The 17,510-nt window shown below is 63.2% G+C and carries 21 protein-coding genes; 13 read left to right on the top strand and 8 right to left on the bottom strand.

The window, feature by feature from the left end; genetic code table 11:
• Positions 1-3 precede the first annotated feature (3 nt).
• The 3 genes from FJ980_RS13025 to hslV all read right to left on the bottom strand — a co-directional run bounded on the left by FJ980_RS13025 (position 4) and on the right by hslV (position 1,751).
• Positions 4-549, bottom strand: a complete 546-nt coding sequence (locus FJ980_RS13025) for a DUF2585 domain-containing protein (protein WP_140543297.1) — start codon at positions 547-549, stop codon at positions 4-6.
• Between the two features lie 59 nt (positions 550-608).
• Positions 609-1,133 (bottom strand): GNAT family N-acetyltransferase, encoded by a 525-nt coding sequence (locus tag FJ980_RS13020; protein ID WP_140543276.1) that lies wholly within the window; start codon positions 1,131-1,133, stop codon positions 609-611.
• 66 nt (positions 1,134-1,199) lie between these two features.
• Positions 1,200-1,751 carry an ATP-dependent protease subunit HslV gene (gene hslV / locus FJ980_RS13015; RefSeq protein WP_140543275.1) on the bottom strand — a complete coding sequence of 184 codons (552 nt, stop codon included), beginning with the start codon at positions 1,749-1,751 and terminating at the stop codon, positions 1,200-1,202.
• A 216-nt stretch (positions 1,752-1,967) separates the two neighbouring features.
• Between hslV and hisB the strand changes: the two genes are divergently transcribed.
• The 12 genes from hisB to FJ980_RS12960 all read left to right on the top strand — a co-directional run bounded on the left by hisB (position 1,968) and on the right by FJ980_RS12960 (position 11,252).
• A complete protein-coding gene (gene hisB, locus FJ980_RS13010; protein ID WP_140543274.1) occupies positions 1,968-2,564 on the top strand; it encodes an imidazoleglycerol-phosphate dehydratase HisB in 597 nt (198 codons plus the stop codon).
• Positions 2,565-2,568: 4 nt separating this feature from the next.
• Entirely contained in the window at positions 2,569-3,042 is a 474-nt protein-coding gene (locus tag FJ980_RS13005; protein WP_140543273.1) for a DUF2628 domain-containing protein, read from the top strand.
• 1 nt (position 3,043) lies between these two features.
• Positions 3,044-3,694, top strand: coding sequence for an imidazole glycerol phosphate synthase subunit HisH (hisH, locus tag FJ980_RS13000; protein ID WP_140543272.1), 651 nt, complete (start codon positions 3,044-3,046; stop codon positions 3,692-3,694).
• 2 nt (positions 3,695-3,696) lie between these two features.
• Positions 3,697-3,987 carry a DUF1330 domain-containing protein gene (locus FJ980_RS12995; RefSeq protein WP_140543271.1) on the top strand — a complete coding sequence of 97 codons (291 nt, stop codon included), beginning with the start codon at positions 3,697-3,699 and terminating at the stop codon, positions 3,985-3,987.
• A gap of 3 nt (positions 3,988-3,990) precedes the next feature.
• Entirely contained in the window at positions 3,991-4,737 is a 747-nt protein-coding gene (gene hisA, locus FJ980_RS12990) for a 1-(5-phosphoribosyl)-5-[(5-phosphoribosylamino)methylideneamino]imidazole-4-carboxamide isomerase (protein WP_140543270.1), read from the top strand.
• Entirely contained in the window at positions 4,734-5,573 is an 840-nt protein-coding gene (locus FJ980_RS12985; protein WP_140543269.1) for an arginase family protein, read from the top strand. The genes hisA and FJ980_RS12985 overlap by 4 nt, the downstream gene beginning before the upstream one ends.
• Positions 5,573-6,364: an imidazole glycerol phosphate synthase subunit HisF gene (gene hisF, locus FJ980_RS12980; protein WP_140543268.1), complete on the top strand. Its 792-nt coding sequence runs from the start codon at positions 5,573-5,575 to the stop codon at positions 6,362-6,364. The genes FJ980_RS12985 and hisF overlap by 1 nt, the downstream gene beginning before the upstream one ends.
• A gap of 9 nt (positions 6,365-6,373) precedes the next feature.
• A complete protein-coding gene (locus FJ980_RS12975; protein ID WP_140543267.1) occupies positions 6,374-6,697 on the top strand; it encodes a phosphoribosyl-ATP diphosphatase in 324 nt (107 codons plus the stop codon).
• 72 nt (positions 6,698-6,769) lie between these two features.
• Positions 6,770-7,729, top strand: a complete 960-nt coding sequence (gene coaA / locus FJ980_RS12970; protein ID WP_140543266.1) for a type I pantothenate kinase — start codon at positions 6,770-6,772, stop codon at positions 7,727-7,729.
• A gap of 73 nt (positions 7,730-7,802) precedes the next feature.
• Positions 7,803-7,979 carry a hypothetical protein gene (locus FJ980_RS34670; RefSeq protein ID WP_181181186.1) on the top strand — a complete coding sequence of 59 codons (177 nt, stop codon included), beginning with the start codon at positions 7,803-7,805 and terminating at the stop codon, positions 7,977-7,979.
• Positions 7,976-9,526 carry a hypothetical protein gene (locus FJ980_RS12965; protein WP_140543265.1) on the top strand — a complete coding sequence of 517 codons (1,551 nt, stop codon included), beginning with the start codon at positions 7,976-7,978 and terminating at the stop codon, positions 9,524-9,526. The genes FJ980_RS34670 and FJ980_RS12965 overlap by 4 nt, the downstream gene beginning before the upstream one ends.
• 226 nt (positions 9,527-9,752) lie before the next feature.
• Complete coding sequence (locus FJ980_RS12960) at positions 9,753-11,252, top strand: hypothetical protein (protein WP_140543264.1); 1,500 nt, start codon at positions 9,753-9,755, stop codon at positions 11,250-11,252.
• Between the two features lie 251 nt (positions 11,253-11,503).
• Here the strand turns inward: FJ980_RS12960 and FJ980_RS12955 are convergent, their stop codons facing one another.
• The 5 genes from FJ980_RS12955 to FJ980_RS12935 form a co-directional block, all read right to left on the bottom strand.
• Positions 11,504-12,718 (bottom strand): glycosyltransferase family 87 protein, encoded by a 1,215-nt coding sequence (locus FJ980_RS12955; RefSeq protein ID WP_140543263.1) that lies wholly within the window; start codon positions 12,716-12,718, stop codon positions 11,504-11,506.
• A gap of 74 nt (positions 12,719-12,792) precedes the next feature.
• Positions 12,793-13,410 (bottom strand): alpha-ketoglutarate-dependent dioxygenase AlkB, encoded by a 618-nt coding sequence (locus tag FJ980_RS12950; RefSeq protein ID WP_140543262.1) that lies wholly within the window; start codon positions 13,408-13,410, stop codon positions 12,793-12,795.
• A 104-nt stretch (positions 13,411-13,514) separates the two neighbouring features.
• The gene (gene lysM / locus FJ980_RS12945; protein WP_140543261.1) at positions 13,515-13,991 is read right to left on the bottom strand and encodes a peptidoglycan-binding protein LysM; all 477 of its coding nucleotides are present in this window, start codon (positions 13,989-13,991) and stop codon (positions 13,515-13,517) included.
• 178 nt (positions 13,992-14,169) lie between these two features.
• On the bottom strand, positions 14,170-14,607 hold the full coding sequence (gene arfB / locus FJ980_RS12940) for an alternative ribosome rescue aminoacyl-tRNA hydrolase ArfB (RefSeq protein ID WP_140543260.1): 438 nt from the start codon (positions 14,605-14,607) through the stop codon (positions 14,170-14,172).
• An 82-nt stretch (positions 14,608-14,689) separates the two neighbouring features.
• Positions 14,690-16,300, bottom strand: coding sequence for a phosphoenolpyruvate carboxykinase (locus tag FJ980_RS12935; RefSeq protein ID WP_140543259.1), 1,611 nt, complete (start codon positions 16,298-16,300; stop codon positions 14,690-14,692).
• Positions 16,301-16,640: 340 nt separating this feature from the next.
• On the opposite strand from FJ980_RS12935, the gene FJ980_RS12930 reads away from it, so the two are divergent.
• Positions 16,641-17,342 (top strand): response regulator transcription factor, encoded by a 702-nt coding sequence (locus FJ980_RS12930; protein WP_006201274.1) that lies wholly within the window; start codon positions 16,641-16,643, stop codon positions 17,340-17,342.
• Positions 17,343-17,510: the final 168 nt, after the last annotated feature.

Genomic DNA, 17,510 nt, shown 5'->3' with positions numbered 1-17,510 from the left:
TACTCAAATTCCACTTTGCCACTGCCTGATAAACTCGAACGGATGCAGCAGCATGATCACGTTGAGCGTCAGATTGTCCCGGATGATGTAACCCGTGCCGAACTCGAAGATGAGCGCCAGGGCCACGACCACCCATATAGGTAGCTTTCGCGCCATCACAAATCCCAGCGCCATGAACAGCGTGTCGGACACCGAGTTGATGATCGAGTCGCCGTAATAGTTGAGCGAGATGGTGCCGGCGCGATAGCGGTCAATGATGAAGGGGCTGTTTTCGAGGATCTCCCAGCCGCCTTCGATGAGGACGGCGAAGGCGAGCCTTAAGCCGACCGGCGAGCGCGGGAACAGCGCCCAGGCCAGCGCATAGAACAGGAAGCCGTGAATGATGTGCGAGAAGGTGTACCAGTCGGCGATGTGCTGGGAATTCTCCGAACTGTTGACCACGCCGTGCCAGAGCTTGACGTAGCCGCAGGTGCAGATCGGCGGGTGGCCCATGGCGTACAAGGCGCCTGCCTGGAAGATGATCAAAGCCAGCACGAGCAGCAGGCCCATGCGCCAGCTGTCTTCATAGGCCGAAAGTGTCTTGTCCCCTCCGGATGCGGTCAATTCAATCAGTCCCCCAGCTGTTCATCGTCGTCGGCCGCATCGACGGCCATCAGCACGACGTCCCCATATTGCGTATGCCTGCGCCCGATCGGCCTGAAGCCGGCTTTCTCATAGGCGCGGATGGCGCGGCCATTGTCGGGATGCGGGTCGATGATGACGCGCGGCGCGCCTTCCTCGAACAGCTCCTCGACGAACTGGCGCAGGATGGCCGAGCCATGGCCGACCCCGACCAGTTCCGGTGGGCCGATCGTGAGATCGATACCCAGCGTGCCGAAGGGCTGGTCGGCATAGGGATGGTCGTCCTCCATATGCGGATCATAGCTCTGCAGATAGGCGATCGGCCTGCCGTCGAGCTCGACGATCAGCGGTTCCACCGAGACCGAATCGATATGCTCGCGGATCTCGGCGATTTCCTTGTCCGGATCGTCCCACCATGCGGCGACATGCGGCTCGCGCAGCCATCCGGCGATCATCGGCAGGTCTTTTTCCGTGACCGGCCGGAACTCATATGTATCTGCTGGTTCGACCATGATCTTGTCCGAAAACCGGCGGCCACCTTTCGCTTTCGCGGTCCTTCGGTTCGGGGTCATGGTCGTTCAGGCGGCATCAAGCGTTTCGACGACGAAATTATTGTTGGTGTAGACGCAGATGTCGGACGCGATCTGCATGGCCTTGCGGGCGATCTGCTCGGCATCCTTGTCGGTGTCGATCAGCGCGCGGGCCGCGGCCAGCGCGTAATTGCCGCCGGAGCCAATGGCCATGACGCCATGCTCGGGCTCCAGCACGTCGCCATTGCCGGTCAGCGCCAGCGAGACAGACTTGTCGGCGACCAGCATCATGGCTTCCAGGCGGCGCAGATAGCGGTCAGTGCGCCAGTCCTTGGCGAGCTCGACGCAGGCGCGCGTCAGCTGGTCCGGATATTGTTCGAGCTTGGCTTCGAGCCGCTCGAGCAGGGTGAAGGCGTCGGCGGTAGCGCCGGCGAAGCCGGCAATGACGCTGCCGTCCTTGCCGATCCGGCGCACCTTGCGGGCGTTGCCCTTCATGATGGTCTGGCCAAGGCTGACCTGGCCGTCCCCGGCGATCACGACCTTGTTGCCCTTGCGCACGCTGATGATGGTCGTGGCGTGCATGGTGAGTTCATTCGACATTTGAGCTCCGATTCGCGCTATCCCTTGATAAAGGCAATTGGCGCGGTACGAGTGGATTTGATCGGCCATATGTATGCACAAGGCCAACGATTGCAAACCACCTCAGGCCGAGCCGATAGCGGCCGGAATGGCAACTGGCAATCGCCGGATCATGCTGATAGAAGGCTTTCGTTTTCAAGCCCTGGCGCCTCCGAGCAGGGCAACAAGGACAGAGCGATGACGCGTTCGGCCGAAGTCAGCCGCAAGACCAAGGAAACCGAGATTTCGGTCTCCGTCGATGTCGACGGCAAGGGAAAGTCCGACATTTCGACCGGCGTCGGCTTCTTCGACCATATGCTCGACCAGCTGTCGCGGCATTCGCTGATCGACATGACGGTCAAGGCCAAGGGCGACCTGCATGTCGACGACCACCACACGGTCGAAGACACCGGCATCGCGATCGGCCAGGCGCTGAGCGAGGCGCTGGGCGAACGGCGCGGCATCATGCGCTATGCCTCGATCGACCTTGCCATGGACGAGACGCTGACCAGGGCGGCGATCGACGTCTCGGGCCGGCCGTTCCTGGTCTGGAACGTGGGCTTCTCGTCGCCGAAGATCGGCACGTTCGACACCGAGCTGGTGCGCGAGTTCTTCCAGGCGCTGGCGCAGAATGCCGGCATCACGCTGCATGTGACCAATCATTACGGCGCCAACAACCATCACATTGCCGAAACCTGCTTCAAGGCGGTGGCGCGGGCGTTACGCGCAGCGCTGGAGCCCGATCCGCGCCAGCCCGACGCGGTTCCCTCCACCAAGGGATCCCTGAAAGGATAGCCCTATGGCGATCTATGTCGTGATGGCGCCGCCGGCCGGCAACAAAGCCGAGGACGCAAGTTTTGTGCGCGACAGCTTCACCTGGCTGGGTTTTCTGGCCGCGCCGCTCTGGCTCGCCTGGCACCGGATGTGGATCGAGGCGGCTCTGACCTTCATCGTCATGGCGATCCTGCCGGTGGCCGGCGAGAGGCTCGGGCTCGAAGGAGCCGGATCGCTGCTGTCGCTGCTGGTCTCGCTCTATATCGGCTTCGAAGGCCAGGGCCTGCGGATCGCCTCGCTGCGGCGGCGCGGCTGGCGCGAATGGGGCGTGATCGAGGCCGGCAATCTCGCCGATGCCGAGACGCGCCATGTGCTGGAAACCGGCGAGGTGAGCGAGGAGCCGCCAGCCCTGCCGCGCATCGTGCCGGATGCATCGCAGGCACGTCCGCCGCAGACAGGCATGGCGCTCGGCCTGACCCATACGCCTGGAAGGCCCTGACATGCGGGTGGCCATCATCGACTACGGCTCGGGCAACCTGCGCTCGGCTACCAAGGCCTTCGAGCGCGCCGCGCATGAGGCAGGCCTTGCCGCGACGATCGAGCTGACGGCCGACGCCGAGCGCGTGCGTTCCGCCGACCGCATCGTGCTGCCGGGCGTCGGCGCCTATGCCGACTGCGCCGCCGGCCTGCACGGGGTGGCAGGCATGTGGGAAGCGGTGGAAGAGGTCGCGATCGTCAAGGGCCGGCCTTTCCTCGGTATCTGCGTCGGCATGCAGCTGATGTCGCAACGCGGCCTCGAAAAGACCATCACCCAAGGCCTCGGCTGGATCGCCGGCGACGTCAGGGAGATCACGCCGTCCGATCCGGCGCTGAAGATCCCGCAGATAGGCTGGAACACGATCGAACTCCAACGCAAGCACCCGCTGTTTTCCGGCATCGGGACCGGCCCGAAGGGGCTGCACGCCTATTTCGTCCATTCCTATCATCTGGACGCGAAGAACCCGGCCGAGATCATGGCGACGACTGATTATGGCGGCGCGGTGACGGCGGCCGTCGCCCGCGATAACCTCGCCGGCACGCAGTTCCATCCCGAGAAGAGCCAGGCGCTCGGCCTGGCCTTGATCACCAATTTCCTGAAGTGGAGGCCCTGACAATGAGCAAGAAGGGCTATTGGATGGCGATGATCGATGTCCGCGATCCGGACGTCTACAGGCAATATATCGAAGCGAACGCCGTCGCCTTCGCGAAATACGGCGCAAAGTTCCCGGTCCGCGCGGGACGCTACGAGAGTCCGGAAGGTCCGACCGGCAACCGTCACGTGCTGGTCGAGTTCGAGTCCTACGACAAGGCGATCGAATGCTATCATTCGCCTGAATATCAGCATGCCTCGAAGTTCCGGCTCGCCTCTTCGACCGGCCATTTCGTCATTGTCGAGGGCGCCTGACCGATGATCCTGTTTCCGGCAATAGATCTGAAGGACGGCCAATGCGTGCGCCTGAAGCACGGCGACATGGCCACGGCCACCATTTACAACGACGATCCCGCCGCGCAGGCGAAAGCCTTCGAGGAGCAGGGCTTCGAGTGGCTGCATGTCGTCGACCTCAACGGCGCCTTCAAGGGCCAAAGCGTCAATTCGGCAGCGGTCGGTGCCATCCTGAAGGCGACGAAGAACCCGGTGCAGCTCGGCGGCGGCATCCGCACCTTGCCGCAGATCGAGGATTGGCTGGATCGCGGCCTGACGCGCGTTATCCTCGGCACCGTGGCGGTGCGCGAACCCGACCTGGTCAAGGAGGCCTGCAAGGCCTTTCCCGGGAAAATAGCGGTCGGCATCGACGCCAAGGGCGGCAAGGTCGCGGTCGAAGGCTGGGCCGAGGCCTCCGAGCTCGGCGTCATCGAGCTCGCCAAGAAATTCGAGGGCGCCGGCGTTGCCGCCATCATCTACACCGACATCGACCGCGACGGCGTGCTGACCGGCATCAACTGGGATTCGACCATCGACCTCGCCGAGGCGGTGTCCATCCCAGTGATCGCCTCCGGCGGCCTCGCCTCGATCGCCGACATCGTGCGCATGACCATGCCGGATGCGCAAAAACTCGAAGGCGCGATCTCCGGCCGGGCCCTATATGACGGACGCATCGACCCGGCCGAGGCGCTGGCGATCCTGCGCGGCGAGCGGGCGGAGGCAAGAGCGTGAACATTTCGATCATCCTGGCGTCCTATGACAGCGGCCATTTCCACGGCGGCTGCGGCCAGGGCCCGGACGCGCTGATTTCGGGCGGGCTGGCCGAGGCGCTGAAGCTCGCCGGCCACGATGTCGAGGTGAGCGACATCGGCAAGGTGGTCGAGGACGAAGCCGAGCGCGAGATCGGTACCGGATTTGCCGTCTGCAACGCCGTTTCAGGCGAAGTCCGCATGGCGCTGGACAGGAAGCGGTTTCCGATCGTGCTGGCCGGCAACTGCCTGACCGCCGCCGGCGCCGTGGCCGGTGCCGGTGCCGACGCCATCATCTGGGCCGACCAGCATGGCGACCTCAACACGCCGGAAACCTCCACCACCGGCTTCCTCGACGGCATGGCGCTGGCCGCGGTGCTGGGCCTGTGCTGGCGATCGATAGCGGCGCAGATCCCGGGCTTCAAGCCGGTCGATCCGTCGGGCTGCGTTCTGGTCAATGCGCGCGACCTCGACAGCGCGGAAGAGGAACTGCTGGAAAAGCTGCCGATCATCCGGACCGAATGCCCGGACTGGAAGAGCGCCGCGCAAAGACTGAAGGCCGACGGCGCACGCCAGGTTCACATGCATGTCGACCTCGACGTGCATGACCCCGAGAAGCTGCAGGCCAATCGCTACACCACGCCCGGCGGTCCGGCGCCCGAGCAGCTGCGCACCGCCATGTGCGGTCTCGCCGGGCCGCTCGCCATCGCCGGGCTTACCATCTCCGCCTACGATCCGGCCTTCGATCCCAAGGGCGACGTGCCGCCGCTGGTCGGCGCGCTGGTGGTCGACCTGCTCTCGACGCTGGAGCGCAAGTGATGCTCAAGGCCCGCGTCATCCCCTGCCTCGACGTCAAGAACGGCCGCGTGGTCAAGGGCGTCAATTTCGTCGACCTCGTCGATGCCGGCGACCCGGTCGAGGCCGCCAAGGCTTATGACGCCGCTGGCGCCGACGAGCTCTGCTTCCTCGACATCACCGCATCGTCCGACAATCGCGAGACGATCTTCGACGTGGTTGCCCGAACGGCCGAGCAGTGCTTCATGCCGCTCACCGTCGGCGGTGGCGTGCGCCAGGTGGCCGACATCCGCAAGCTGCTCCTGGCCGGCGCCGACAAGGTGTCGATCAACACGGCGGCGGTGAAGAACCCGGATTTCGTCGCGGAAGCCGCCGATAAATTCGGCAATCAGTGCATCGTCGTGGCGATCGACGCCAAGAAGGTATCGGCGCAAGGCGACACCGGCCGCTGGGAGATCTTCACCCATGGCGGACGCGAGAAGACCGGCATCGACGCGGTCGAATTCGCGCAGCGCATGGTCGAGCGCGGCGCCGGCGAGATCCTTTTGACCTCGATGGACCGCGACGGCACCAAGGCCGGCTACGACATCGCGCTCACCCGGGCGATTGCCGACGCGGTGCGTGTGCCGGTGATCGCTTCCGGCGGCGTCGGAACGCTCGATCACCTGGTCGAAGGCATCCGCGACGGCCATGCGGGCGCGGTGCTCGCCGCCTCGATCTTCCATTTCGGCACCTACACTATCGCCGAGGCCAAGACGCATATGGCCAGGGCCGGCCTGCCGATGCGGCTGGACTCGGCCGCCCATCGGACTTAAACCGCTGCTATGGCTCAATTTTCACTCGCCGAGCTGGAAACGATCATCCATCAGCGCGCCCATTCCGGCGACGCCGACTCATGGACGGCGAAGCTGTTCGCCAAAGGTATCGACAAGGCGGCGCAGAAGCTCGGCGAGGAAGCCGTCGAGACGGTGATTGCAGCCGTCAAGGGGGACAGAAAAGCCGTCGTTTCGGAAAGTGCGGATCTTATATATCATTGGCTGGTCGTTCTTGGCATCGCGGGCATTCCGCTTGACGAGGTGCTGAAGGAGCTTGAGGGCCGAACCAGCCGCTCGGGTACCGCCGAAAAGGCGTCCCGGCCCCAGGGTTGATCGAAAGAGAGAGCATGATGTCGCCCGGCTTCGCACTTTTCGGCAGCACGCTCTAGGAGGGCAGGAAACCCGATGGACCAGCTGGCTCCGACCGAGAAGTATTCCCCTTATCGATTCTTCTCCGCCGAGCAATGGTCGCAATTCCGCGCCGACACGCCGCTGACGCTGACCGGGGACGAGATCGACCGGCTGCGCTCGCTCAACGACCCGGTCGATCTCGAAGAGGTCAAGCGCATCTACCTCTCGCTGTCCCGGCTGCTTTCGGCCCATGTCGAGGCAAGCCAGTTGCTGTTCCGGCAGCGCCAGGCCTTTTTCAACGCGCAGGACGTCGTCAAGACACCCTTCATCATCGGCATCGCCGGCTCGGTCGCGGTCGGCAAGTCGACCACGGCGCGCGTGCTGAAGGAACTTCTGGCGCGCTGGCCGTCGAGCCCGAAGGTCGACCTCATCACCACCGACGGCTTCCTGTTGCCCAACGAGATCCTGCGCCGCGAAAACCTCATGGAGCGCAAGGGGTTCCCCGAGAGCTACGACGTCGGCGCGCTGCTCAGGTTCCTGTCCGGCATCAAGTCGGCGCAAAGCAGCGTCAGCGCGCCGGTCTATTCGCACCTGACCTACGACGTGATTCCCGGCGAGTTCGTCACCATCGACCGGCCGGACATACTGATCTTCGAAGGCATCAACGTCCTGCAGCCGGGCAAGCTGCCGAAGGACGGCAAGATCGTGCCGTTCCTGTCCGACTTCTTCGATTTCGCCATCTATATCGATGCCGACGAGAAGCTGATCCATCAATGGTACATCCAGCGTTTCATGCGGCTGCGCGAAACCGCCTTCCGCAACCCGGACTCCTTCTTCCACCGCTATTCGCAGCTCTCCGAGGATGCCGCGCGGGCCATCGCCGAGGGGCTGTGGGCCAACATCAACCTGAAGAACCTGCGCGAGAACATCCTGCCGACCAGGGCGCGGGCCGACCTCATCCTGCGCAAGGGCACCAACCACCTGGTCGAGGAAGTGGCGTTAAGGAAATTGTGACCCCTTAACGGCGCCTTAGGCAATCCCGACTAGCGTCGCCAGCCAAACTCCAGCGGGTGTCGGGAGGGAACCGGTGATCGATGCGGACAATGCCGCGGGACGCGAGGTCCCGGTCTATTCACTGGTCATTCCGGACTTCAATGAAGAGGCCTTGCCGCCCCTGCTCGTGGCGTTGTGCAAGCCTGTCCTCGTGGGAGGCGTTCCCATCAACGCCAACGGCCCCCTCTGCCCCGAAGGACGGAGCCGATGACCGCCGTCCTCGACAGCCCGACGGCAGACGCGCCGATCAGCGACGCGCGCAACACGCGGACATGGACCGTGGTTTTTTGCCTTCTGGTGCTGGCGGCCGCCGTTCCCTGGCAGATGCGATGGGGCGTCATATCCGACACGAGCTGGGTGATCACCGTGTGCGAACGGATGCTTGCCGGATCACGGCTCTATGTCGATATTTTCGAAGTCAATCCGCCTTTCACGCTTTGGATGTTCATGCCGGCCGTGGCGCTCGCGCATAGGATCGGCATCTCGCCTGAAATCGCGGTTCATGCCTACAGCTATGCGATCTGCCTGGCGGGATTGGGCCTTGCCGCATGGATCGCCAGGCGGGCGGGTTTTGTCGAGAATCGCACCCTGTTTTCACTGCTGCCTCTTTTTCTGGCGCTGCTGGTCATCTTCCCCGGCAATGCCTTCAGCGAGCGGGAGCATCTCGGGATCGCGCTGTTTTTGCCGTTGCTCATGCTGACGGCCTGGCGCGCGGCGCCAATCGACGATCGAATGCCCAGCCTGCCGGTGGCCCTCCTTGCCGGATTGAGCGGCAGCATCCTGGTGCTGGTGAAGCCCTATTATGCTCTGGTCGTGCTCGTTCCGGCGCTCTACGCGGCCTGGAACCGCCGGTCGATCCGAACGCTTTTCGCCGTCGAGTACTGGACGATCGGCCTGATTTGCGTCGCCTATATCGTCGCCGTGCAGTATTTCCATCCGGAATTCCTAAGCGTCATCTACCCGGTGCTGGCCGAAACCTACATGCGGATCCGGAATATGGAGGCGTTGCTGACGACCTATGGGCCGATCTACCTGATCGCGCTCCTGGCGCTGCGCTTTCTTCGCCCAGGATTGCCGTTGTCGCCGCTGATCACCGTGTTCACGCTTGCTTCGCTGGCTGCAACCATGCCGCTGATCTACCAGGCCAAGGGCTGGGCCTATCACGCGTTTCCGGCCTTCAGCCTGATTCTGGCGGCGCTCCTGCTGAGGATGGCGCAAGCTGCCCCGGCGACACACGACTCGTCGGGCACGGCAATGGACCTGAGGCGCAAGATGCTGTTGGCTGCCATCATTGCCGCCGCCGCCATCCCGTTCATGCGGACACAGAAGCTCAGTGCGGAGTTTGTCGCCAAGCTTAAGGCCGCGGCTCCTCAGCCGACCGTCGCGCTGGTCGGCGCCGACATCTCGGGGGGCCATCCGCTTACCCGCATGCTCGGCGGGACATGGATTTCACGCCATTGCAACGACTGGCTGGGTGAACAGGCGCTTTATCTTTCGGGCATCGCAAGCCGGGACGGCGACCAGGAGGCGGCATCCCACTACCGGCAGATCGCCGATCGCTACATCGAGAGCAAGATCGCCGAACTCGAAGCCCAACAGCCCGCCATGATAATCGTCGAGAAAATCGACAGGGACTGGAATACGGAGCTTGCCCAGTGGCCGGACTACGTCAACTTCCTGCGAGGCTACCAGCAGATTGCCGAGAATGGCGAACTTCAGGTGCTGCTGCGCAATCCAGGAACTGCCCAGGCAGAGTGATCCGCAGCGCTTTTCGGGAGAGGTCGCGAGGAAAATTTTGAGCGGTGTCTGCCGGTTAAAGCGCGCTTAACTGCCGGTCCGTTACAAGCTAAGCCACAAACGCTGTACTGCTATTGAGGCTCCCGGCATGGATGCGCCATTGGTTGCTTCAGGCGAGCAGGCCAATCTGCGGCCCCGTCAGGCCGGAGCTGCATTTCGTCTTGGCCCGCCTGCCGCCGCAACATTGTTGATCGCCCTCTATGCGATTGTCGTCTCGCGCGTCTTGCCGGGCAATGTCGACGTGTCGTGGCTGCTGACCGTCGGCGACCGCGTGCTGAGCGGCGAACGCCTCTATGTCGACGTCGCCGAGGCCAATCCGCCCTTTTCCACCTGGCTCTATCTGCCATTCCTGATTCTTGAGCGGTTGACCGGGCTTTCGGCGGAGCTCTGGGTGGGGCTCGGCATGGTAGTGCTGGCAATCGGTTCGGTCTGGCTTTCAGCTCGAATCCTTGTACGTGCCGACCAAACGCTGACGCGATTCGTCTGGGCAGTTCCGGTCCTGGTGTTTCTTCTGCTTGCGCTGTCCCCGGCGGATTTCGGCCAGCGCGAACAAATCGCAGTCATCTGCCTTTTGCCTTGGCTGGCGCTGCTTGCGGCACGCGACCGGATAGCGGATTTCCGTGCCGGCAGCACGGCCGAGCGGCTTGCCGCCGGGATTGGCGCCGCGATTTTCGTCATGATCAAACCGCCCTTCAGCGTGCTGGCGCTGGCTGCGCCGGTGCTGGTCCTTGCCGCGCAGCGACGCTCGGCGCGGCCTCTGCTGACGACCGAGAATGTGTTCGGCGCTGTTTTGACCGTCGCCTATCTGGTCGTGCTTGTGGTTTTCATGCAGCCCTTCTTCACCGATGTCCTGCCTTTGCTGCGCGAGGTCTATTTGCCGATGCGCTTGCCGGTCGTCGACATGTTGATGCTCTTGCCGGTGAAGATTTTCGTGGCCATGGCCGCGGCAACGTTGGCTATGGCCTACCCTGACCGGCCCCATCGCGATGCGAAGATCCTGCTGCTGGCGGGTGTTGGCTATCTCCCTGCCTTTGTCGTCATGGGCAAAGGCTGGACCTATCAGGCGATGCCGTTCTTGACGCTCGGCATGTTGGCGTTTGTGCTCCAGTTCATCCGGTTGCGGCCACAGCGCGACCTGCCTGTGCTGGCAAAGGCGGGTGTAGGGTTCGGTCTGCTTTTGTTCGTAACGACCGTCGCGCCACGGCAAGGCCTGGCATTCGTCGAACCGCGTGGCGATCTCGACGCGGCGACGGCCGCCATCAACCGGATCGCCGATCACCCGACCTTTATATCGATCGGCTCAGGGCTGCAGATCGGCAATCCGCTCGTCCGGATGGCCGGCGCTCGCATGGTTGGGCGCCACCCGTCCGGCTGGATGGTCAATGATGCCATGGTCCTGATCGAGTCCGGGCCGGATGCCGCGACCCGGCTTCGGCTCGAATCCTTGCGGGCGGACTACACGCAGGCGATCGCCAGTGAGTTGACCACGAAACGGCCCGATATCATTGCCGATGACGGAACCGCAGGACCGGACGTACCGGTAAAGCTCCATCTGACGCAGCCGCACGCAACAGCGCCGTTGCGTGATAGCCCTTTGATCGCAAAGGCTTTGCAGGACTATCGACTGCTCTATCAGAACGCCTCCGTAACCCTGTTCATCCGCAGCGATATGGCCGAACGCAATTAGGGCAGCACTGGCTAATCGAGATCAATTGACGCTTATCGGCGTCGCGCTTTTCCTGCCGCTGATGTCATTGATGGCGTGGTGCGCGCGGGGCGAGGTACGGGTGCTACAGCGCAACGCCGGAATTAGCCAGGCACGAGGACCCGCGACCACCTCAAATTGATATGGCCGCCATTCTTCATACTTCCTGCGGCGAACGGAAGGCTGCGGCAAAGCCGCCGAGCCTATCGCTGCGCACGTATCCTGGGATTGCTTCAGGCTAGGGACGGTTCTCCCGAGAGTTGAGCCTTCCGGCCTCTCGTCCATATCGAATGCAGCATCCACGCGGCAAGAAAAAGCGGGATCAGGACAGCGACGCAATATCCGCCCCAGGTGAAGAAATGCACGACGAAAGGCCCAAGCCAGCAAATCGCCAGGATCAGCCGAGGCGGCCTGGAAACCATCGCGGCGAGCATCGCCACCGCTACGGCCACACCGATCGTGTCGTAGGTGTAGCCATAGGGCGTGGCCAGGATTGCGAGGACAGCGGTAAGCACCACGCGTTCCTGATGGGAGACCACGCGGCCCGGCCGCCAGAGCCAGATCGCCGCGGCGATGGAAGCGATGGTCGCGACCGCCTGCACACCATAGGCGGAGGTCACCCCGGCTCCTACGGCTCTCGCCGTGAAGAACACCGTTATCGCGTTGTACTGATAGGGCTGCGGATAAGGCGCCTCCATGATCGCCGTCATCAAGGGGCGGGTTTCGGTCAGGAACAGGCGCCAGACATCGAAGCCAAAGAACAGGCCGGTGGCGAGGGCGATCACGACGCTGGTGCCGATGGCCGCGAGAATGGCGCGCCAGTTGCCGCTGGCTAGCAGGCAGAAGGGCACGAGAATGCCGAGATGCGGTTTGATCGTCAGCAGGCCGAACAGGATTCCGGCCAGCAGCGGACGCCTGGGCGCCACGGCAAGGCCTCCGATCAACAGCGCGGTGGTCAGCGCGCCGTTCTGGCCGAACACCGAGTTCCAGATGACGGCGGGGCTCAAGACAATCGCCAGTTCCAGGGCCGCTCCGAGCTTCAGCGGCCGGATCGCCAGCCACAGGCACAGCACGGTCCCGAACGTCCAGATCAGATAGGCAGGCAGGATCGGCAAGGTGGCAAGCGGAACGCCGAGCAGGAGGATGTTCGGCGGATAGCTCCATTCCTGATTTGGAAGGTCGGGCGAGAACATCGCGCGCAGCGCCGCGCGGTAGGCCTCCACGTCGAAGAGGGTAACAACATGACCGTCGATGGCCATGCGGGAACCAGCCCAGAGATTGGTGAAGTCCCAGTAGGGGAGCCTGTGCGAAAGTTCGGAAAACCCTCGGTCGTCGAGGTTCCACAACAAGCTCAGGTAGAATTCGGTCATCCACAGAGCGATGATCGACACGACCGTGACGATGGCGACGTCCAAAAGGCTTCTGGTTCTGATCCAATCAGGTTGCATGGCGATCTCGGTTTCGCAACCGCGGTTGTAGCCCGGGTATGCTTAAGATCGCGTTGCCCCGACGCCAGGCATGCTCAGCCAGGCACCGTCACCCGCCGCAACGTCAGATTGATGCGGCCGCCATTCTTCAGCAGCGCCGACGTCGCGGGATAGATGCGATCGACGCCGTGGAAGGCGAGGCGTCCTTCGCCGCCAAGCACGACGACGTCGCCGCTCTTCAGCCTGAACGACTTGGTGCCGCCTTCGCGCCTGTCCTGGCCGACCCGGAACAGGCAGTCGTCGCCCAGCGAAACCGATACCACGGGCGCGGCGAAATCCCGTTCGTCGCGATCCTGATGCAGGCCCATTTTGGCATCCGCCGAATAGAAGTTGACCAGGCATGCCTCGGGCGGATGCGGATATGCCGAGACCTCGCGCCATAATTCCAGCAGGATTTCCGGGATCGGCGGCCAGGGCTCGCCGGTCACCGGATGCGTCGGCTGATAGCGATAGCCGCGCTCCTTGTCGGTCACCCAGCCAAGCGCGCCGCAATTGGTCATGCGCACGCTCATCTGCTTGCCGGTGCGCGGCATGGCCGGCACGTAGAGGGGTGCGGCCTGCACGACGCGCCTGATCTCCTCGACCAGCGCTTCCTGGGCCGGGCGCGCGAGGTAGCCCGGCATATGGCGGACGCCTTTGGGCAGAACGAGCATGGATCGATCCGGTTACCGATGCGGTTGACTGGCCGAGCATGCCACCGGCAAAAGAAAACGGCGACCCGAAAGCCGCCGTTTCCAGATTCCCGTGATATGGCCGGTCAGGCCTGGTCGATATCCGGTATGCGCAGCACCTGTCCGGGATAAATCTTGTCGGGATGCGTCAGCATCGGCTTGTTGGCCTCGAAGATGATGTTGTTCTTCGCGCCCTTCCCCTTGCCGTAGGATTTCTCGGCGATCTTCCAGAGGTTGTCTCCCTTCTGGACGGTATAGAGCGTCGGTTCCTTGGCCGGCGCCGCCGTGCCGGCCTCGGGCGCGACCTTCAGCTCGTCGGCTTGCACCTTGGAAACGCCCAGCGTGTTGCCGACGGCGATCACCGCCTTTTCGAAGACCGACTGATCGTTGACTGTACCCTTCAACACCGCAGTGTCGCCCTGGACGGTCACCTGGACGCCGTCCGTGCCCAGCTTGTGCGAGTCGAGTTCCTTCTTCAACGTGTCCGCGTTTGGCGATGCCTCATCGTCGCCGCCGATGCCGAGCTTCTTGCCGACGCCTTTGACAAAATCGAAAATACCCATTGCTGGTCTCCTCGTTGTTGCAGCAATCGGAGCCTGCCATCTGCAACCCTGAATTGGAAGCAGCTAATCCAACCGTGCTTAGAGCGCTTCACCGTTTCACGGAAACGGCGAACCGCTCTGTCTCTTGTTTTGACGCAATTCCGGACGGAAAACCGCTCTCACTTTTCCTGGAATTGCTCTAATCGTTCTCGACTCGGCCGCGCAGCTTCTTCACCGTCGACCGGCCTGCCTTGCTCTTCAGGCGGCGCTCGACGGCGCCTTTGGACGGCCTGGTCTTCTTGCGCGGCGGCGGCGGCGGCTCGGCCGCCTTGGCGATCAGCGCGGTTAGCCGCGCCCGCGCGTCGGCGCGGTTCTGCTCCTGGGTGCGGAAGCGGCCTGCCTCGATGACGATGACGCCGTCCTTGGTGGCGCGCTGGCCGGCCAGCTTGATGGCGCGCTCGCGCACGCGCTCGGACAGCCCGGATGCGTTCGCCGCGTCGAAGCGCAGCTGCACGGCGGTGGCCACCTTGTTGACGTTCTGGCCGCCCGGACCGGAGGAGCGGATGAAGTCCTCATGCAGGTCGCCAGGACGGATGACCACTTCGCCGGAGATGATGATATCGTCGTCGCTTGCCATGCACGCACTCATGACGCGACGGCGGCAAAAAGAAAAGGCCCGGCGCGAGCCAGGCCCTGGAGGAAGACATTAGCAGTGACCGCTATTCAGCCGCTTCCTGCATCCGCGGCGCCGCGCCGAGGATGGTCGCGTCGACATGGCGTTCGAACTTCTCGAAATTGACGGCGAACATGTTGACCAGCTTCGCGGCCTGGCGGTCGTAACCGGCCTTGTCCGCCCAGGTCGAGCGCGGGTCGAGAATGGCGCCGTCGACACCGGGGACCGCCACCGGCACCTCGAAGCCGAAATTGGCGTCGGTGCGGAACTCGGCCGACTTCAACGAACCGTCGAGCGCAGCGCCCAGCAAGGCGCGCGTCACCTTGATCGGCATGCGGCGTCCGGTGCCGTAGGCGCCGCCGGTCCAGCCGGTGTTGACCAGCCAGCAGTCGACGCCGTGGCCGGCGATCAGCTCGCGCAGCAGATTGCCGTATTCGGACGGATGGCGCGGCATGAACGGGGCGCCGAAGCAGGTCGAGAACGTCGCCTCCGGCTCGGTGACGCCCTTTTCCGTGCCGGCAACCTTGGCGGTATAGCCCGACAGGAAATGATACATCGCCTGCGCCGGCGTCAGCCTTGCGATCGGCGGCATGACGCCGAAGGCGTCTGCGGTCAGCATGATGATGTTCTTCGGATGCCCGGCGCGGCCGGTCTTCGAGGCATTGGGGATGAAATCCAGCGGATAGGCGCAGCGCGTGTTCTCGGTCAGGCTGCCATCGTTGAAATCCGGAATGCGGCCGGCGTCTAGCACCACGTTCTCCAGCACCGTGCCGAAGCGCTGCGTGGTGGCGAAGATCTCCGGTTCGGCCTCCGCCGACAGCCTGATCGTCTTGGCGTAGCAGCCGCCCTCGAAATTGAAGATGCCGTGCGGGCTCCAGCCATGCTCGTCGTCGCCGATCAGCGTGCGCGACGGGTCGGCCGACAGCGTCGTCTTTCCGGTGCCGGACAGGCCGAAGAAGACGGCCGCGTCGCCGTCCGCACCTTCATTGGCGGAACAGTGCATCGGCATCACGCCCCTTGCCGGCAGCAGATAGTTCAGCATGGTGAAAACCGACTTCTTCATCTCGCCGGCATAGGAGGTGCCGCCGATCAGAACGATCTTGCGGGTGAGGTCGACCGCGATCACCGTTTCGGTGCGGGTGCCGTGACGTGCCGGATCGGCGCGGAAGGAGGGCAGGTCGATGATCGTCAGCTGCGGCACGAAACGCTCGATCTCCGCGGCTTCGGGACGGATCAAAAGATTGCGGATGAACAGCGAGTGCCAGGCGAATTCGGTGATGACCCGGGTCGGCAGCTTCAGATTGGCGTCGGCGCCGCCGACGAGGTCCTGCACGTAGAGGTCCTTGGCGGCTGCATGTGCCTTGAAATCCGCCAGCAGCGCTTCGAACTCGCCCGGCGAGATCGCCTTGTTGTTGTCCCACCAGACCTGGCCGCCGGTCGCCTCGTCGCGCACGACGAATTTATCCTTCGGCGAACGCCCGGTGTGCTGGCCGGTCTCGGCGACGAGCGCGCCCTGCGCGGTCAACCTCGCCTCGCCGCGCCGGATCGCTTCCTCGTAGAGTTCGGCCGCGCCAAAATTATAGCGTACCATGCCCATTGTCTTCAGGCCGATCGCGTCGATGGCGCAGTCGGGGTTGCGTTTGCCGGCTTCCGACATCAAATTTCCTCTCTGGATTTGGCCGCATCTAACGGGTTACTTCCCGGAGCCCGCGCTGGGGCCGTCAGGTTCAGAACCAGAAAAGCCGAATGATATCAAATCATTAATCGATTTAAAAAATTTGAAAGTTGTTTAAATCGTTTATATGTGCAAAAAACATAGAGGTTGCCCAAAGGATTGGCAGGCTCGGTTCGTCCAATCCCACTGTGGGTGCGATGGCGTGTGACGGCAGGCCGCCCGTGACTTCGGACAAGGCCCGTGCCACATTTTGTACCCAATTTGTCCTGCAAAAGCCCCTTCTCGACGACAGAAGGGACAGCTCATGAGGGAGCCGCTTGAAATGGCAACAATCGCGCTTGTCGACGACGACCGCAACATTCTGACTTCGGTGTCGATCGCGCTCGAATCCGAGGGCTATCGGGTCGAAACCTACACCGATGGCGCGTCGGCGCTGGAAGGCTTGGCGGCGCGACCGCCGAACCTCGCCATCCTCGACATCAAGATGCCGCGCATGGACGGCATGGAGCTGTTGCGCCGCATGCGCCAGAAGTCGGACCTCCCGGTCATCTTCCTGACGTCGAAGGACGACGAGATCGACGAATTGTTCGGCCTCAAGATGGGCGCCGACGACTTCATCCGCAAACCGTTCTCGCAGCGCCTGCTTGTCGAGCGCGTGCGCGCCGTGCTGCGCCGCACCAGCGCCCGCGAGGCGGCGGCCAAGGCGCCCAGCCAGCAGGCCCGCTCGCTCGAACGCGGCCAGTTGGTGATGGACCAGGAGCGGCACACCTGCACCTGGAAGGGCGAGCCAGTGACGCTGACGGTGACCGAATTCCTCATCCTGCATTCGCTGGCGCAACGCCCCGGTGTGGTAAAAAGCCGTGATGCGCTGATGGATTCAGCCTATGATGAACAGGTCTATGTCGACGACCGCACCATCGACAGCCACATCAAGCGGCTGCGCAAGAAGTTCAAGGCCGTCGACGACGACTTCGAGATGATCGAAACCCTTTACGGAGTCGGGTACCGGTTCCGCGAGGCATGAGATAGGCAGTAGGCAGTAGGGAATAGTCAGTAGTCAGTTTTGAATGATGCGAGCGGCCACTCATGCATAGCCGCGGTCAGCCAACATTATTCCTACTGCCTACTGCCTACTCACTACTCACTAACCAAGCAGGGCCTGCTATTCGATGGCAGTGGAAGTAGAGCGAGG

This window comes from Mesorhizobium sp. B1-1-5, assembly GCF_006443065.1.
Classification (GTDB): domain Bacteria; phylum Pseudomonadota; class Alphaproteobacteria; order Rhizobiales; family Rhizobiaceae; genus Mesorhizobium.
The sequence above is the reverse complement of the archived record's forward strand: the minus strand, read 5'-3'. Positions and strand labels throughout refer to the sequence as shown.

Bases quoted from the DNA above. Each gene is read 5' to 3' on its own strand.
- FJ980_RS13025 (WP_140543297.1), bottom strand. From the start codon at position 549: ATGGGCCTGCTGCTCGTGCTGGCTTTGATCATCTTCCAGGCAGGCGCC.
- FJ980_RS13020 (WP_140543276.1), bottom strand. From the start codon at position 1,133: ATGGTCGAACCAGCAGATACATATGAGTTCCGGCCGGTCACGGAAAAA.
- hslV (WP_140543275.1), bottom strand. From the start codon at position 1,751: ATGTCGAATGAACTCACCATGCACGCCACGACCATCATCAGCGTGCGC.
- hisB (WP_140543274.1), top strand. From the start codon at position 1,968: ATGACGCGTTCGGCCGAAGTCAGCCGCAAGACCAAGGAAACCGAGATT.
- FJ980_RS13005 (WP_140543273.1), top strand. From the start codon at position 2,569: ATGGCGATCTATGTCGTGATGGCGCCGCCGGCCGGCAACAAAGCCGAG.
- hisH (WP_140543272.1), top strand. From the start codon at position 3,044: ATGCGGGTGGCCATCATCGACTACGGCTCGGGCAACCTGCGCTCGGCT.
- FJ980_RS12995 (WP_140543271.1), top strand. From the start codon at position 3,697: ATGAGCAAGAAGGGCTATTGGATGGCGATGATCGATGTCCGCGATCCG.
- hisA (WP_140543270.1), top strand. From the start codon at position 3,991: ATGATCCTGTTTCCGGCAATAGATCTGAAGGACGGCCAATGCGTGCGC.
- hisF (WP_140543268.1), top strand. From the start codon at position 5,573: ATGCTCAAGGCCCGCGTCATCCCCTGCCTCGACGTCAAGAACGGCCGC.
- FJ980_RS12975 (WP_140543267.1), top strand. From the start codon at position 6,374: ATGGCTCAATTTTCACTCGCCGAGCTGGAAACGATCATCCATCAGCGC.
- coaA (WP_140543266.1), top strand. From the start codon at position 6,770: ATGGACCAGCTGGCTCCGACCGAGAAGTATTCCCCTTATCGATTCTTC.
- FJ980_RS12965 (WP_140543265.1), top strand. From the start codon at position 7,976: ATGACCGCCGTCCTCGACAGCCCGACGGCAGACGCGCCGATCAGCGAC.
- FJ980_RS12955 (WP_140543263.1), bottom strand. From the start codon at position 12,718: ATGCAACCTGATTGGATCAGAACCAGAAGCCTTTTGGACGTCGCCATC.
- FJ980_RS12950 (WP_140543262.1), bottom strand. From the start codon at position 13,410: ATGCTCGTTCTGCCCAAAGGCGTCCGCCATATGCCGGGCTACCTCGCG.
- lysM (WP_140543261.1), bottom strand. From the start codon at position 13,991: ATGGGTATTTTCGATTTTGTCAAAGGCGTCGGCAAGAAGCTCGGCATC.
- arfB (WP_140543260.1), bottom strand. From the start codon at position 14,607: ATGGCAAGCGACGACGATATCATCATCTCCGGCGAAGTGGTCATCCGT.
- FJ980_RS12935 (WP_140543259.1), bottom strand. From the start codon at position 16,300: ATGTCGGAAGCCGGCAAACGCAACCCCGACTGCGCCATCGACGCGATC.
- FJ980_RS12930 (WP_006201274.1), top strand. From the start codon at position 16,641: ATGGCAACAATCGCGCTTGTCGACGACGACCGCAACATTCTGACTTCG.